This window comes from Streptomyces sp. NPDC059524, from assembly GCF_042749255.1.
GTDB lineage: Bacteria > Actinomycetota > Actinomycetes > Streptomycetales > Streptomycetaceae > Streptomyces > Streptomyces xanthii.
On the sequence record NZ_JBHYTK010000005.1, the window covers coordinates 72502 to 87099 of the forward strand.

19 protein-coding genes and 1 pseudogene are annotated in these 14598 nt (G+C 71.3%); 9 read left to right on the forward strand and 11 right to left on the reverse strand.

Features of this window, described 5'->3' with window-relative positions; genetic code table 11:
• Positions 1-50 precede the first annotated feature (50 nt).
• Positions 51-572, reverse strand: a complete 522-nt coding sequence (locus ACFW9D_RS02375; RefSeq protein WP_384616847.1) for a hypothetical protein — start codon at positions 570-572, stop codon at positions 51-53.
• A 151-nt stretch (positions 573-723) separates the two neighbouring features.
• On the opposite strand from ACFW9D_RS02375, the gene ACFW9D_RS02380 reads away from it, so the two are divergent.
• Positions 724-1611: a LysR family transcriptional regulator gene (locus ACFW9D_RS02380; RefSeq protein ID WP_384616849.1), complete on the forward strand. Its 888-nt coding sequence runs from the start codon at positions 724-726 to the stop codon at positions 1609-1611.
• 62 nt (positions 1612-1673) lie between these two features.
• Here the strand turns inward: ACFW9D_RS02380 and ACFW9D_RS02385 are convergent, their stop codons facing one another.
• The gene (locus ACFW9D_RS02385) at positions 1674-2561 is read right to left on the reverse strand and encodes an alpha/beta fold hydrolase (protein WP_384616850.1); all 888 of its coding nucleotides are present in this window, start codon (positions 2559-2561) and stop codon (positions 1674-1676) included.
• 53 nt (positions 2562-2614) lie between these two features.
• Complete coding sequence (locus ACFW9D_RS02390) at positions 2615-3163, reverse strand: TetR/AcrR family transcriptional regulator (protein WP_384616852.1); 549 nt, start codon at positions 3161-3163, stop codon at positions 2615-2617.
• Positions 3164-3267: 104 nt separating this feature from the next.
• Here ACFW9D_RS02390 and ACFW9D_RS02395 point away from each other — a divergent pair, with 104 nt between their 5' ends.
• Both ACFW9D_RS02395 and ACFW9D_RS02400 read left to right on the forward strand, forming a co-directional pair.
• A complete protein-coding gene (locus tag ACFW9D_RS02395) occupies positions 3268-3780 on the forward strand; it encodes a carboxymuconolactone decarboxylase family protein (RefSeq protein WP_384616853.1) in 513 nt (170 codons plus the stop codon).
• On the forward strand, positions 3777-3995 hold the full coding sequence (locus ACFW9D_RS02400) for a hypothetical protein (RefSeq protein ID WP_384616855.1): 219 nt from the start codon (positions 3777-3779) through the stop codon (positions 3993-3995). Before ACFW9D_RS02395 ends, ACFW9D_RS02400 begins: the two co-directional genes overlap by 4 nt.
• Here the strand turns inward: ACFW9D_RS02400 and ACFW9D_RS02405 are convergent.
• A pseudogene (locus ACFW9D_RS02405) lies at positions 3992-4165 on the reverse strand (TetR family transcriptional regulator); the annotation flags it as partial. The gene ACFW9D_RS02400 and the pseudogene ACFW9D_RS02405 overlap by 4 nt on opposite strands.
• A 53-nt stretch (positions 4166-4218) precedes the next feature.
• On the opposite strand from ACFW9D_RS02405, the gene ACFW9D_RS02410 reads away from it, so the two are divergent.
• Positions 4219-5010, forward strand: coding sequence for an alpha/beta fold hydrolase (locus tag ACFW9D_RS02410; protein WP_384616856.1), 792 nt, complete (start codon positions 4219-4221; stop codon positions 5008-5010).
• Positions 5011-5044: 34 nt separating this feature from the next.
• Here the strand turns inward: ACFW9D_RS02410 and ACFW9D_RS02415 are convergent, their stop codons facing one another.
• Positions 5045-5872 (reverse strand): MarR family transcriptional regulator, encoded by an 828-nt coding sequence (locus tag ACFW9D_RS02415; protein WP_384616858.1) that lies wholly within the window; start codon positions 5870-5872, stop codon positions 5045-5047.
• A gap of 308 nt (positions 5873-6180) precedes the next feature.
• Between ACFW9D_RS02415 and ACFW9D_RS02420 the strand changes: the two genes are divergently transcribed.
• A complete protein-coding gene (locus tag ACFW9D_RS02420; protein ID WP_384616859.1) occupies positions 6181-7128 on the forward strand; it encodes an MHYT domain-containing protein in 948 nt (315 codons plus the stop codon).
• A 36-nt stretch (positions 7129-7164) separates the two neighbouring features.
• Here the strand turns inward: ACFW9D_RS02420 and ACFW9D_RS02425 are convergent, their stop codons facing one another.
• Positions 7165-7341, reverse strand: a complete 177-nt coding sequence (locus ACFW9D_RS02425; RefSeq protein WP_384616861.1) for a hypothetical protein — start codon at positions 7339-7341, stop codon at positions 7165-7167.
• 190 nt (positions 7342-7531) lie between these two features.
• Here ACFW9D_RS02425 and ACFW9D_RS02430 point away from each other — a divergent pair, with 190 nt between their 5' ends.
• Complete coding sequence (locus ACFW9D_RS02430; RefSeq protein WP_384616863.1) at positions 7532-7873, forward strand: VOC family protein; 342 nt, start codon at positions 7532-7534, stop codon at positions 7871-7873.
• 33 nt (positions 7874-7906) lie between these two features.
• On the opposite strand, the gene ACFW9D_RS02435 is transcribed toward ACFW9D_RS02430, so the two are convergent.
• The 3 genes from ACFW9D_RS02435 to ACFW9D_RS02445 form a co-directional block, all read right to left on the reverse strand.
• Complete coding sequence (locus ACFW9D_RS02435) at positions 7907-8479, reverse strand: suppressor of fused domain protein (protein WP_188340808.1); 573 nt, start codon at positions 8477-8479, stop codon at positions 7907-7909.
• A gap of 69 nt (positions 8480-8548) precedes the next feature.
• Entirely contained in the window at positions 8549-9766 is a 1218-nt protein-coding gene (locus tag ACFW9D_RS02440) for an MFS transporter (RefSeq protein ID WP_384616865.1), read from the reverse strand.
• Positions 9767-9814: 48 nt separating this feature from the next.
• A complete protein-coding gene (locus ACFW9D_RS02445) occupies positions 9815-10381 on the reverse strand; it encodes an SMI1/KNR4 family protein (protein ID WP_384616867.1) in 567 nt (188 codons plus the stop codon).
• Positions 10382-10468: 87 nt separating this feature from the next.
• Between ACFW9D_RS02445 and ACFW9D_RS02450 the strand changes: the two genes are divergently transcribed.
• Complete coding sequence (locus ACFW9D_RS02450; RefSeq protein WP_384616868.1) at positions 10469-10993, forward strand: hypothetical protein; 525 nt, start codon at positions 10469-10471, stop codon at positions 10991-10993.
• Here the strand turns inward: ACFW9D_RS02450 and ACFW9D_RS02455 are convergent.
• Together ACFW9D_RS02455 and ACFW9D_RS02460 are read right to left on the reverse strand one after the other, a co-directional pair.
• Positions 10969-11796, reverse strand: a complete 828-nt coding sequence (locus ACFW9D_RS02455; protein WP_384616870.1) for a HEAT repeat domain-containing protein — start codon at positions 11794-11796, stop codon at positions 10969-10971. The genes ACFW9D_RS02450 and ACFW9D_RS02455 overlap by 25 nt on opposite strands.
• Before the next feature lie 83 nt (positions 11797-11879).
• Positions 11880-12641 carry a metallophosphoesterase family protein gene (locus ACFW9D_RS02460; RefSeq protein ID WP_384616872.1) on the reverse strand — a complete coding sequence of 254 codons (762 nt, stop codon included), beginning with the start codon at positions 12639-12641 and terminating at the stop codon, positions 11880-11882.
• A 225-nt stretch (positions 12642-12866) separates the two neighbouring features.
• Between ACFW9D_RS02460 and ACFW9D_RS02465 the strand changes: the two genes are divergently transcribed.
• Together ACFW9D_RS02465 and ACFW9D_RS02470 are read left to right on the forward strand one after the other, a co-directional pair.
• A complete protein-coding gene (locus ACFW9D_RS02465; protein WP_188340806.1) occupies positions 12867-13667 on the forward strand; it encodes a hypothetical protein in 801 nt (266 codons plus the stop codon).
• Positions 13668-13839: 172 nt separating this feature from the next.
• Complete coding sequence (locus ACFW9D_RS02470) at positions 13840-14535, forward strand: hypothetical protein (protein ID WP_188340805.1); 696 nt, start codon at positions 13840-13842, stop codon at positions 14533-14535.
• Positions 14536-14598 lie beyond the last annotated feature (63 nt).

Here is a 14598-nt window from a genome sequence, read left to right on the forward strand (position 1 = left end):
TCCCATCTTCCCTTCCTCTGCATCCAGTTGAGACGTGCCGTTCCGTAGCGTCAGCGCAGGATCTCGACGCGCACGCGCTCGTCGGCCGTCCCGATGTCCCAGTAGCGGGCGGTTCCCCGGGCACTGCCGAAGTCGTCGGTGCCGCCGGTGACGGCCATGTCGAGGGAGCCCGGTCCGCTCGTCCACAGCGACTGCATGGTGAGCGAGCCGCGGTCGAGTTCGATCGTGATCAGGCACTGGGTCGTGGGGGTGTCGCCCTCGACCTGGACGACCTGGCAGGTGCCGCCGCCGTGCCCGACGGTACGGCCGTCCTGCACCGCCGCGCCGGAGTACACGTAGGTGTCGCCCAGGCTCGGCCCTTCGGGTGCCTTGTCGTCGGCGGCGTACTGGTCGTTGCGGACCTGGAGTTCGATCACCTCGGTGCCCCCGTCGTGCGGGGTGTCCGCCGCGGCGCGGGCGGCGGTGCCGGCACCGATCACCAGGGCGGCGGCCACGGCGGCCGCGATCCTCCTGCGCCGCGCTCGTGCGCCGCAGGACCTGTCCTCAAGCGCTCTCCACGAGTTCATGGACATGGCGTGCTCCTTCGCTGCGATGCGATGCGTTGCTGTCCGGCAGGGGCGAACACCACGACGGTATGCCTGTGGAGCTATCACGTCTAAGATCAATATTGCTATGGAGTGATGCCCTGGAAGGCATGCCCGGCGCGCGGAAACGGTGATGACGATGGATCTGAACTCATTGCGCCAGTTCCTGGCGGTCGCACGACTGGAGCACCTCAGCCGCGCGGCCGAGGAACTGCACATCGCCCAGCCCTCGCTGAGCCGCACCATCGCCCGACTGGAGAAGGAACTCGGCACTCCCCTGTTCGACCGGGCGGGCCGACTGCGGCTCAACGATGCCGGCCGGCTCTTCCGTGACTACGCCGAACGGTCGCTGGGCGAACTGGAGGCGGGCCGGCGCGCGGTGGCCGAACTCGCCGACGAGGGATTCGGCAGCGTGCGGCTGGCGTCCGAGACCTTCCTGACCTTCACCGGCCCGCTCGCGGCGTACAAGCGGGCCCACCCGGACGTCGAGGTCGAGCTCCACCAGGCACCGGCCGCCGACATGGCCCGTCGGCTGCTGACCCAGGAGGTCGATCTGTGCGCGGCCTCGCAGCCGATCCCCGCGGACGGCCTGGAATCGGTCCAACTGCTCGACGAACCGGTGTGGTTGGTGACGCCGCCCGGGCACCCGCTCGCCGACCGCACCTCGGTGTCCGTGCCGGAACTCGCCGGCCAGTCCTTCATCGCCGCCCACCCGGGGCACTGGCAACGCCGCCTGCTCGACCGGCTGTTCGCGGCGCACGACCTCGTACCGCGGATCGTGTGCGAAGGGGACGAGCTGAGTGCGATCGCGGCCCTGATCCAGGCTGGGCTCGGCGTCGGCCTCGTACCCGACCTCGCCCGGCATCTCGCCCCGCCCGGCGCCGCCTCCTGGATCGCCGTCGACAGCCCCGAGTGCCGCCGCCGGCTCACCCTGTACTGGGGCGCGGGCACCCGGCTGACCGCCGCGGCCCGTCTGATGCGTACGACGCTCAGCTCCTGGGACTGGACCGCGCGCCCGCCGCGCTGAGGAGGGGCGCCAGCAGGTCAGGCCCGCGGTGCCGCGTTCACCACGACCTTCGTCGGACCGGCTCAGAGCCCCGCGTGCCGTCCCGCGAAGGCGAGGGACGCGCGGAAGAGGTCCTCGACCGCCGGACCGTCCAGGCCGTACCAGCCGTGGTCGGCGTGCGGCACCACCCGCAGCTCCACGGGCGAACCGGCCTCCCGCAGCGCACGGGCCAGGTCCCGGCTGTGGTCGGCGGGCACCATCGAGTCGCCCTCGCCGTGCAGCAGGAGGAAGGGCGGGGCACCGGCCCGGGCCCGGTGCACGGGGCTCGCCGCCCGCGCGAGGTCGGGTACGCGTGCGGGAGCGGCGCCGAGGAGCAGGGCCTCCATGGTGTCGGGCGCCGCGGGGTCGAACGGCGGGCGCGCGGCGCTGACGTCGGCCGGTCCGTACCAGATGACGGCCGCTGCGGGGCGCGGCTGGTCGTGGGTGAGCGCGAGCAGGGACGCGAGGTGCCCGCCGGTGGACTCGCCCCAGACCACCGTGCGTCCGGGATCGATCCCGAGTTCCTTGCCGCGCAGGGTCAGCCAGCGCAGGGCGGCGCCCAGGTCGTCGAGCGGTGCGGGGAACGTCGCCTCGCCACTGAGCCGGTAGTCCACGCACGCCACGGCGAAACCGGCCCGTGCGATGCGTTCGAAGGGGCCCGGGTCCCAGGAGCGCGTGTGGAGCCCCATGTCGTCGCGCCGACCGCGTCGCCAGGCCCCACCGTGGACGAACAGGACGACGGGGACCGACTGTTCGCCGGTGGACGGCCGGGGCAGCCACAGATCGAGCTCCAGCGGGCGCCCACCGTCCACGAGTGCGTAGGGAACACCCCGGACCGTCCGCACCCCGTCCGCCCGCTGCGCGAACGGTGGCAGCGCGGCGGTGTCGGGGTGCGGGGCGGGGAGCTGGGCGAGCAGTTCGGGCGGGATCATGCGGTCCTCCACCGGTGTTCTGGGGCCGGCCCGGGCGCGACGGGCGGACGGGTTCAGCTCGCGGCGGCCAGCATGGCCGCCGCGACCGCGCGGGCCTCTGTCGCGGGGACCGTGGTGCGTTCGCGCAGCGCTGTGACGATCGCGCCGTCCATGAGGAGGACGAAGCGCCGTGCGAGGGTCTCGGGCTCCGCGCATCCGTTCTGCGCGAGCAGGTCGGCGACGTAGGAGGTGACGCGTTCTTTGTGTGCGGCGGCGGCGCGGTAGGCCGCGCTGTCGGTGTCTGCGGTCTCCGCCATGGTGTTGATGAAGGCGCAGCCGCGGAAGTCGGGGTTGGCGAAGCGTTCGGTGAGGGCTTCGAAGATGTCCAGGGGGTGGCCGCCGAGGGCGCCCACGCGTTCGGCGAGCCAGGTGCGCCAGGCCTGGTCACGGCGCTGGAGGACGGCCACGACGAGCTCGTCCTTGCCGGCGAAGTGGCGGTAGAGGGAGGCGCGGCCGACGCCGGACTCGGCCACGATGCGCTCGATGCCGACGGCGCGGATGCCTTCGGCGTAGAAGAGTTCCTCGGCGGTGTCGAGGAGGCGTTCGCGTGCGTGGGTGGCCATGGGGGCCAGGGTAGCCGGATCTTGACGGAGATGGAACCGATCAGTACCGTCTCGGCGCAAGAGGTTGGAACCGATCGGTACCATCTGGAGGACTCGTGCCGCGCATGCCACAGCTCACCGACGACCCGTCAGGGCTTCTCGACCAGACCCGCCGACAGCTCGGCCGGGTGCCCAACCTGTACGCGACTCTCGCCAACTCCCCGGCCGCGCTGGCCGGTTACCTGGCGCTGCGCGATCACCTCAGTCGCGGAGCACTGTCCGCCCGGCTCCGCGAGCAGCTCGCCCTCCTGGTCGCCCAGGAGAATCACTGCACGTACTGCGTGAGCGCCCACACGCTGCGGGGCCGCAAGCTGGGGCTGAGCGACGAGGAGCTGCTCCGTACACGCGAGGGCGCCGACGACGGGGACGCGCACGCCGATGCCGTACTGCGGATCGCCCGTGAGGTGGTGCGCACGGGCGGCCGGGTCGAGGACGCCGTGCTGGAAGGCGCCCGGGAGCACGGGGTGAGCGATGCCGAGCTCGGCGAGATCGTCGCCCATGTCGCGCTGAACACCCTGTCCAACCACTTCAATCACCTGGCCCGGCCCGAGCTCGACTTCCCGGAGGTGTCGGCATGAGCCGTCAGTGGCGCAAGGGCACGATCGATCTGCTCACCGGCTACGCGGTCTTCAGCGCCGACGGGCGGCGGGTCAGCCGTGTCACGGGGGTCGACTTCGCGATCGAGGGCGGTTTCGTCAACATCCGTGTGCCGGGCGTCCCGCGCGTCCAACTGGTCTCGGCACCGGCCGTCCGGCTGATCACCGTCGAGGAGGAGGACGAGATCGAGGCCTAGCGGGCCCGGGGGCCGTCGATGAGGACGGTCAGGACCTGGTCCGCCTCCTGCGGGGCGTGTTCGTGGGTCCAGGCCGCCGCCGCGATCGTGGCGTACAGCCCGGTGGCCGTGATGTCGCCTCGTACCTCTCCGGCCTCCTGGGCCCGCTCCAGGAGCCGGCGGCCGACACCTGCGGCGCGGGCCGTGCCGCGACAGTGCCGGCGGGCGGGTCTAGCCTGGTGACATGGCGACCGTGCCGGTCGACGGGCTGCCCCTCGCGTACGACCGTGCGGGGGCCGGGCCGCTCCTGGTCCTGCTGCACGGCGCGGGCGACGACGCCCGCGCGTGGACGCCTCAACTCGACGCGCTGACCGACGCGTTCACGGTCGTGGCGTGGGACGAACCAGGCGCGGGACGCTCCGGCGACCTGCCCGCCGCCTTCACTCTCGCGGACTGCGCGCACTGCCTGGCCGCGCTCGTGAGGTCATTGCGCCTCGGTCCCGCCCACGTCGCGGGGCTCTCCTGGGGCGGCACCGTCGCCCTGGAGTTCTACCGCCACCATCCGGACCTCGTCCGCACCCTGGTCCTCGCCGACACCTACGCGGGCTGGAAGGGCTCCCTGCCCGCCGAAGAGGTAGCGGCCCGCGTGGCAGGCGTGCGCCGCATGCTCGACGCGCCACCGACCGGGTCCCCCGCGATCGCCGTACCGGGACTGTTCGCGGGTGCGCCGCCCGCCCCGTACGTTCCGCTGCTCGACGCGATGGCCGCGGCCGCACGGCCGGACACCCTGCGGGCGCAACTGGCCCTCATGGCCGAGGCCGACCAGCGGGACCTCCTGCCCACCGTCTCGGTGCCGACCCTCCTGCTGTGGGGCGAACAGGACGTACGCTCCCCGCTCACCGTCGCCCGGCAGTTCCAGGCCGCGATCCCGCAAGCCGAACTCGTCGTCGTCCCCGGCGCGGGACACCTCAGCAACCTCGAACGGCCCGAGGACTTCAACCGAGCCGTACGGGATTTCTGCCGTCGGCACTCATGAGACGCCTCCTGCCGGGGCCATGCCGCACCGCTGCTCACCGCGACCCGGCGGCGACCACTTTCGTGGAGATGGGCTCCAGCACTGCGATCAACTCGGCGAGTTCGGCGGGCGCGAGCGCCTCGTACGGTGCGGCGGCGAGGTCGTCGGTGAGGGCTTCGACGCGCTGCTTGGTGGCGCGGCCGGCGTCGGTGAAATGCCCGTCCGCGTCGACGATCCCGCGCTCGCGCAGCCCGTCCATGACCGCGGCCAGCCGCTCCTTCGGGAGGTGGTGGATGCGGCCGAAGGACTCCGGCGGATGGATGCCCTGCTCGAGCGCGGACAGCACGTGCGCCTCCGTACCGCCGATGCGCTCGCTCAACAGAGCTGCGATGTGCCCGTCGCCGCGGTGTTCGCGCAGCACGGTCGCACAGTGCCACAGCCGGGCGACCGGGTCCTCGGGCACGGGGACGGTGCGCATGGCGGCGTACATGACGCGGCCTTCCGTGGGCGCGCTCCTGGCGGCTTCGGCGGTCAGGTCGGCGGCGCGCACCAGGCCCGGGGAGCCGGCGAGTTCGGCGCCGAGGATGCGTCGCAGCGAGGCCGCGCTGCCCCGTTCGCGCGCGGCGAGTGACTCCTCGGGCGGGATCGTCTCCCAGGCGCGGGGGATGTGCCGTGCGACCTCCCCGTCGGCGAAGTTGTAGAACGCCGCGTGCACGACCTGCGCCGGGACCCGTCCCAGGGGCGCGGCGCGACTGGCGAAGTAGCCGTCCCAGTAGGTGCGGTGGCCGAGCGCGGCGAGCTCCTGGTTGCACTCCTCGGCGAAGAACGTGACCAGGCAGAGGGGTTCCAGGAGCTGGTACATGCGGCGGGCGATCGGGGTCATGCCCTCCATCATGCCCGCGTCCGGGCCGCCCGGCGGGGAACGGCACCCGGCCCGGGCGGACGACGGCCGGCGACGTGTCGATCCCACCGCACGAGGCGCGTCGACGGCGCGTGTGAGGGCGCGGGCCCTCCCCCGCGTGCGGGAAGTGTGGCCCACCCGTGGCGACTTCGTGACCCCGGACGAGCCGACCCGCTGCCATACTCCTCGCCGCACCACCAACTGCACGGGCTCTCCCGGCAGTTGCCACAACGCGGACGGGGGCTGACCTTCCTCGTCCCTCCATATCGGCCAGGAAGGCTGCGCTTCTCATGGAAGGCACCATCGACGGGTTCACTTACGGGGCAGTGACACCCGCCGTCGGGTACGCCATGGCGTACTTCGGCAGCGCCCTGGGGCTGCGCTGCACGACCCGTTCCCTCAGGTTCGACCGCTCACGGCGCCGCCCTGCCTGGCTGGCGCTCGGCGCCGGGGCCATCGGCTCGGGCATCTGGACGATGCACTTCATCGCGATGATGGGCTTCAGCGTCGTCGGCGCGCCCGTCGAGTTCGAGTGGACGATGACCTACGCCAGTCTGGCCGTGGCCATCGCCGTGGTCAGCGTGGGCGTGTTCATCGTCGGTTTCCAGGGCCCGACCGTGCCGGCGCTCCTGGCCGGCGGCGTCATCACCGGCCTGGGAGTCGGCGGCATGCACTACATGGGCATGGCCGCCATGACCGTACGCGGGGCCTCGCTCGACTACGAGACCTCCACCGTCGCGCTGTCGCTGGTCATCGCCGTCGTGGCCGCGACCGCGGCGCTGTGGGCGGCGGTTCAGGACAAGGGCCTCGCCTGGAGCCTGGGCGCGAGCCTGATCATGGGCGTCGCGGTGACCGGCATGCACTACACCGGCATGGCCGCCCTGAAGGTCCACCTGCACTCGGGCGGCACCTCCGCGTTCATCACCAGCTCGTCCTTCGACATGCTCGTCCCGATGCTCATCGGCCCCCTGGCCTTCCTCGTCATCGCGGGCGCCATCGTGATGTTCGACCCGCTGATGGTGATGGGCCCCACGGACCGGGCGGCTTCGCCCTCGGAACGCCTCAGTGTGGACGTGCCGTCCCTGGCGCGGCGCGAGCGTTCCACTCGGCCCGCCGGCATGCCGGGGCAGGCCCGCCACAACGGGAACGCGTACGCCGACGACCGGTTCTCCGCGTTCCGGCCCTCCGCGCCCGGGCGGGACGAACGCCCACGCCCCGGCAGCCACCGCCGGACCTGACGCCCGCAGGCGCTCAGGTCGTCCCGCGCGCCACTCCTACGCGCCCTGCTCCGTCGCCTCACGGAGCCTCGCCCGGATGAGCTTCATCGCTTCTCCCGCCGGCAGGTCCGTCAGCCCCTCCGTGAGCGGGAGGTGCGTGGGGCAGAACCACTCGCAGTTCTCCGGGTGACCGGCCCAGTCGTCCGGATACGTCGTCGTGGCCTTGAAGTACACAAGGGTGAAGTCCTCGTACGCGAAGTCCGAAAGCTGATACGGGACACGACATATAGGACAGAAGGGCGGCATCATCGGGGGTGCTCTCACTCTCTGACGGGTCGACAGCTGATCACTGGTCACCGTAGCCAACCCACGTACACAGACGCGGACAGAGACACCCGATCGACTTCCCCTGGAGGACGACGACATGGCACTGGACCTCTTCGCAGGGATCCCTGTCACCGATTACGCCGTGGCCCTGCCCTGGTACGAGCGGCTCTTCGGCGCCCCGCCGTCGATGCAGCCGAACGACATCGAGGCGGTGTGGGAAGTGGCGGAGCACCGGCACGTCTACATCGTGGAGGACACGCAACGGGCGGGGAACGCCCTGGTGCTGTCGTTCGTCGACGACCTCGGCGAACGAGTGGCCGGGGCCGCTCAGCGGGGCATCGAGCCGGCGAGCCGCGAGACCTACGCCGGTGGCGTGACCAAGGTCGTCTACCGGGACGCGGACGGCAACGAGATCAGTTTCGGCGGCGAATCGAAGTGACGGAACCCGTGCGAGCCGAACAGGGTGGAGTCGTCACAGGTCCAGGCCCGCGCGGCCGATGTCGAGAAGGTCCGGGTCCTGGGCCACGAGCGCCTGCTCGAATTCCTGCCAGCCCCTGGCCCGGACGAAGTCGGCCTCGGCGGACGTGAGGGGAACGAGCCAGACGATCGCGACCTCGCTGCCGTTCTCGATCGTCACGGAGGCGAACGCGTCGTCGAAGCAGACCGGCAGCGCGGCATAGAGAGCCGTCTTGCTTCCCCCCGGGAGCGGAACCGGCAGCGGGATCACGTCCCCGCGCAGGACCGCGTGCCCCGACTCCACCATGCGCTCGGCCACGAACTCCACGACAGCGGGCAGCGGGCCGTAGTCCTCGCTGTCCTGCACGTAGTCGCAGGCAAGGAGTTCCAGGTGGTAGTGGCGATCGGAGTCCGGTGACCGCAACGGCGTCCGCGACAGCCCGATCGTGGTGAACGCCTGCACCCGCTCGAGCCGGCCGTCCCGGAACGCGGCCACCTGCGGAGTGCCGGCCGGCGCGCCGTCACGTGTCGACCAGGCGCCGGCCATGCGTCCGAGCCGGCTCTCCAGGTGATCGATCAGCTCCGGCACCGGGCACTCCTCGTCTTCGCGTCGGCCTCGCACCCCCGACACTAATCGCGCGGACTGCGAACCCTCCCCTCAGCCCCTCCGGCCGACCGCGATCCAGGCCAGTCCCACGAGAGCGGTGACGGTGGCGAGGGCGGCGTAGGCGAGGGTGTAGGAGGTCGAGGCGGCGACCGCGCCGGCCGCGAGCGCGCCGAGTCCGGTGCCGGCGTCGAAGCCGACGTTCCAGGCCGTGCCGACCGTGGACCGCGCCTCCTCCCCCGCGGCCGTGAAGGCGTGTACGAGGGTGAGGTTCTGCAGGCCTCCGTAGGCGACGCCCAGCGTGAGCATGCCGCCGATCAGCAGTGCGCCGGCGACGGACTCCGAGTCACCGGCCGTTCCGGCGCCGATCGCGGTGAGTCCGGCGGCGCCCAGCAGGAGGAGCGGTGCGATGGCCGGGGCCGCCCCGCGCCGGTCCGCGAACCCGCCGAAGGCCCAGCGGCAGAACGCCGAGGCCCCGGTGAACGCCAGGAGCGCCACGACCACGACCGCCGGGTCGGGGGCGAGGCTCGGGGTGAAGGTGATGACGGCGCCGCCGGCCGAGGTGATCGCGAGCAGTGCGGCGATCGGCCCGGTCAGAGCGCGGCGCAGGTGGGCGTGGTCGGGTGGCGGACCGGACGGACCGTCATCCGCGACGGGGCGGTCATGGGTGTGCAGGGCGCGGGCCACCGAGGGAGCGAGCGCGATGGCGAGCAGGGGAATGGCGGCGACGATGAACACCAGCCCGTACCCGACGCGTTCGGCGAGCCAGGGCGCGACGGGGATGAGCAGGAACTGCGGTGCCGCGATGGCGAGTCCGTAGGCTCCGACCGCGCGGCCGCGGCGCGCCGGCTCGACGAGCGCGGCGACGCCCATGGCACCGCACACGGTGATGATCCCGAAGCCGAGGCCACGTATCGCCGCGAGCGCCGTCACCGCACGTACATCATCGGTGAGGAGGTGGGCCGGCGCGGGCGCTCCGAGCAGCACGGCCCCGAGCACGAGCGTCCGACGCCAGCCGATACGCCGCAGGGCTCGCCCGACGAGGAGCTGGGCGACCACGGTGCAGAGCATCATCACGGCGTTGACGACACCGGCCCCCAACTCGTCGGCCCCACCGTCGAGCACCCAGAGCGGGGCGACCGGCATCAGCAGCGAGACACCGGCGAACCCGAGCCCGGTCGACCCGAGCAGCGCGGGCATCCCCGGAGCGCGCCAGACCGACGGGACACCCGGGGCGCCGTCGGTCAGATCATGAGTGCGTCTGTCCAACATCATCAAACGGTATACCGAACGGGATGACGATCAAGATCCCGGTGAGGTTCAGGCCTGCGCAGCCTCTGCACGAGTCTGGGCGGCCGTCACAAAACGATGCTCCGTCGGCTTCAGCACTTCGTACAGGTAGCCGAAGTGCTCTGTCTCCGCCGTCCCCGTGAGCACGGCCAGCAAGGTGTCCAGGCATCCCATGGCGTGACCCTCCCAGAGGGGTCCGCGGCCCTCGTTGTAGAGGACCGTCCAGTCGTCGGGGTGCTGCCCGGGCCGCACCAGCCAGTACAGGAACGCGCCCGTTCCCTCCTCGGATCCCCATGGGAGGACCCTGGCGCCCTCCTCCAGCAGCCCGTCCGGCTTGTCCTCGAACTCCCACAGTTCGGCGAGGATCTCCTCCCGTTCCGCCGCCTGCGCGTACAGGTCGCAATCGTCATGGGTGGAGCCGGGGACGAGCAGCCAGATCGTCTCGTCAAAGACTCCGTCCCCGTATGTCTCGACAAGCTTCTTGTAGTCCGCGGGGAGCGCCGTACCGAGAGTGCTTTCGACTTGCGCCCAGTCCACCGGGGGCGGCGGTTCGGCGGGTGGCGGGCAGAGGCGGACGAGCGCGTCGACGGCGGTCATGATTCGGAGCCTATCGGCCGTTCCCGGTACTGAGCGGCCTCCTGAACTGCGGGTTGCAGGGCGCGCGGCGGCCGTAAGCTCCGGACCATGGAATCGTTGATCGCCGCCGTTCGTGAGCAGGAAGAGGCCGCCAGGTTCCTGGCCTGGCCTGGTGACTTCGACCTGGACCTGGGCGAGCATGGCGAGGAAGTCCACCTCGCCTCCGGCCTCACGCTCGAAGGGTTCGCCGGAGACGGCGCCGGTGGCACATTCTTCTTCTGCGGAGAAGGAGGCGAGGAACGCCCGGTCCTCTATGCCGACTCCGAGGGAGGCGCGGCTCTGGTCGCGGTCGGCCTGCCCGAACTGGTGCGGCTGCTGCTGGTCGTGCCGTGGTGGCGCGACTGCCAGGCGTTCACGGTTGAGGAGTGCCGCGGGCTTGAGGCCGAGTACCTCAAGGACACACCGAACCTCATGTCTCTCCGCGACCGGGCCGCCAGAGCCCTCGACCTCAACCTGCCGGACCAGGCTGAGGTTCTGGCCCGCTTGAAGGATGTGGCCACCCGGTTCGGGCCTGAATTCGTTCTCGTCTTCACGCCCGAAGACGAACCCTACGAGCCTCTCTTCAGCATCTGACGAGCCTGGGCCGCCCGCTGACGCACATCCGGATCCTCGTCCGACGCCAACTGATCGAGCACTGCCGAAGCCTCGGGCCCGGCGGTCTCCAGGGTCGGAAAACGGCCTATGGCGATCGCCACCCAGGCTCGGACAAGGGGACTGCCGTCGTTCGCGAACCGGCAGATCCCCCGCAACGTGCCGGGGGCGCGACGAAAGCCGAGAGAGCAGAGCGCGGAGACCCTCACTTGTGGGGAGGGATCGTCCAGCAGGCGCACCAGCAGGTCCAAGGCATCGGGGTCTGTGCCGTGACTGCCCAACGTCCCTACGACGGCGCTCCGGATCGCTTCGTCCGGGTCTTGCACAGCATGGGTCAGCAGGTCGAGATCGGAGGGGGCAGGGACGAAACCGAGCAGCCAGATCGCCGCTCGGCGAAGGTCCGCATCGTCACCGACGGCGTACGGGAGAAGGATGTCACGCGCGGCGGCCGCGTCCTGCCGAGCCAGGACGTGGAGCGTCGTCGACAGCGAGTCCTGGTCGTCACCGAGATCGCGGGAGTAGGCCCGCAACAGAGAGTCGAGCGACGTGGCACCTGCCGTCTCGGCCAGGATCCGTGCGAACACGTGACGGGCGTACCAGTCACCCGATTCCACAGCGGACTCGAGGTGCCTCTCCAAGTACGGAATCAGCATCCGCTCGCGGGCGGCCATGAGTTCTTCTTCGACCCTGGCCAGGTCGTCGAGGTCGCGTTCCGGGTCCGCGAGTCCAGCCGCCAGTTCGTCGAGCCGCAGGCTGAGTGCACCTGTATCCCTGTCGTCCCGCAACCCGTCCCCCTTCAGCGCGTGCCTAGCATGACCGCAACGGCGCTCCCTGCTGCATTATGCGCGAGCGCCCAGGCGCACAAAGATCACGAACCCTCGGGGCGTCCGTCGCGCGGCGCGAAAGCCGTCAAGGCGTCCGTGTCCGTGGCTCGGGCGTGCAGGTAGTAGGCGGACCAGGCGGTGATGTCGGGGTAGGTGGAGTCGCGGGTCAGTCGGGTGGTTGCGGCTTCGAGGTCGTAGGGGGTGACGCGGAGGGATGTTCCGGGGCCGAGGAGGGCCCAGTGGGCTCCGGTGCGGCCGTAGGGCATGCCGATGCTGCCGGGGTTGACGATCAGCCGGCCGTGGGCCAGGCGGACGTACGGCATGTGGGTGTGGCCGCAGACCACGGTGCTGATGTCGGGTTCGAGTCCGTCCAGGACTTCCGCCCAGCGGTCGAGGCGGGAGTCGACCAGGACGACCTCCTCGTCGTCGCGCGGGGTGGCGTGGCAGAACAGGGTCTTTCCGAGTCCGTTCACGGAGAGGGTGAGGGATCGTGGGAGCGCGGCGAGGAGGGCGAGGTCGGTGTCGCGGAGTTGGTCGGCCGCCCAGGGCGCGATCGGGTCGGGGATGGTGTCCCGTAGGCCCCGGCGGTATTCGAGGAGTTCGCGGTCCGCGTTGCCGCTGATCCAGCTCACGCGGTCGCCGAGACCGGTCAACAGGTCCAGGACCTGGGTCGGTTGCGGTCCGGCGGTGATGTCGCCGGTCAGCACGATGCGGTCCGCGGAGCGGACGTCCGGCTCGGCGAGCACCGCCTCCAGGGCGGGCAGGACTCCGTGGATGTCGGACAGGACGGCTACTCGGTTCAGCATGGGCACCACGGTGGGGTGGGGGCCGGTGTGTCGTCCCGCCTTTCGCCCGGCGCGTAGCGGCCGGCGGGGAAGGCCGCGTGGTGCGTGGTCCCGCCGGGTCAAGGGATTCGTCCATGTGGCGGCAGGTGAACGTTTCCGCAGTTCACGGGCGCATTCAGATGTACATGATCTTGAAGCCCTCCCGCTCCGGGAACCCCCTCACCGCCCCCTCGGAGGTGGCCGCTCGTGGTCCTCGTCATCGTCGTCGCCGTACTGGCCCTGCTCGCCGGGCTCGCCGCCAACCGCTGGCTGCGACCATGGCTGCTCAACGAGGACGACGGCACGGGCATGGCCGTGAAGGACCTCGTCGGCCCGCTCCTGACGATGACCGTCCTGCTGCTGAGCTTCGTCCTCGTCACGGCCAACGGCTCGTACGGGAAGGCCGAGGTGGCCTCGCGCGGCGAGGCCCGGGCCCTGGACCAGATCGTGGAGACGGCCGAGTACGCGCCGGACTCCGAGCGCGCCCGGATCCAGGCCGCGGCCGTCTGCTACGCCCGCGCCGTCCGCGTCCGCGAGTGGCCCGCGATGGCCGACGGTGAGGGGTCCCCGGCCCCGAGCGTGTGGTCCACGGACTTCCGGCAGACGTTCGAGGAGCTCGCGGGCCAGCCCGTGTTCGGAATGCTGGTCGCCGCCGACAACAAGCGCTCCGACGAGCGCGAGGAGCGCCTCACGCAGGCGACCGCCAGCATTCCCAGTGCCATCCTCTGGTTCCTGCTCATCACCCTGGTCATCACCGTCGTGGCCCTCGGCATCTGCCTGCCCCGCAAGAACAACCGCGGCCAGCTGATCGCGCTCGTCGTCATCACCGCGCTCCTGACGACGGCCCTGTGCGTCATCCGGGACGTCGACCGTCCCTTCGGCGGCATCATCGACGTCAAGCCGACCTCGATCACCGAGGCCGAGCGCCAGGCGACCCGCGACTTCCTCGCCCACCACCCGGCCTCCGCGCTCCCCTGCGACGAGCAGGGCGACCGCCGGTCCGTCTGAGGCCGAGCGTCCGCCCCGGTCCAGGCCCGGGACCAGGGCGGACGCCGTGAACATATGACTGTTGCCGTCCCGGGGGTGACTGCCCGCCCGGATCGGAGCGGCACTCCCCTCCGGCACCGGCACACGCGGATATACAAGGTCCATCCTGTTGATCAACTGATGGGCCATCACCATGTTCACCGCAGTCCTGCGCGTTCTCGCCGCCGCCTCGCTCGCCACGGGCCCGCTCGCCCTCGCCGCTCCGGCGGACGCCGCCGACCGCACGACCACCGCCGTCGCGCAGGCACCGGACACCGGTCCGTGCGGGCCCGTCACCGGGTTCCACCCGTTCGACTGGTGGCGCACCACCACCTCCCCCGCGATCGCTCCGGCCGTGCACCGCGCCGCCGTCGAGGAGAACTGGCAGTGGCGCGACGACACCAACACCCTGTGGCGCGGCGACACCCGGGAGAACGTCGAGCAGCTCTTCGAGGACGGCTTCGCGCCGCGCGGCGAGGCCATGACGCCGCTCGCCGAGTACATCGTCAAGGGCGGCGGCCAGAACACCGCGCACCTCAGCACGAGTTGTGAGAAGTGGGTCGCGGAGAAGTTCGCCACCTACGGCGCCGCGAAGACCGGCTGGGTGTACGAGATCGAGGCGCCGGGCGGCATCGACGTCAACGCCACCGCGCACCTCAACGGGTACGAGTCTCCCTACCTCTGGAACAAGGAGATCGACTTCCCCGGCGGCATCTCCGGCAGCCACATCAAGGGTGCCTGCAAGTACCACCTCGTGAAGACCGACCCGGACACCAAGATCAACACGTACGAGAACCTGGGCTGCCGCACCAACAAGGACTTCGAGCCCACCCTGGCGGCCGCCCGCTGACGTGCGGCCGCGGCGCGTCCACCCCGCCGGGCGTGGGCGCGGGCCGGCCCCCGGGCCGCCACC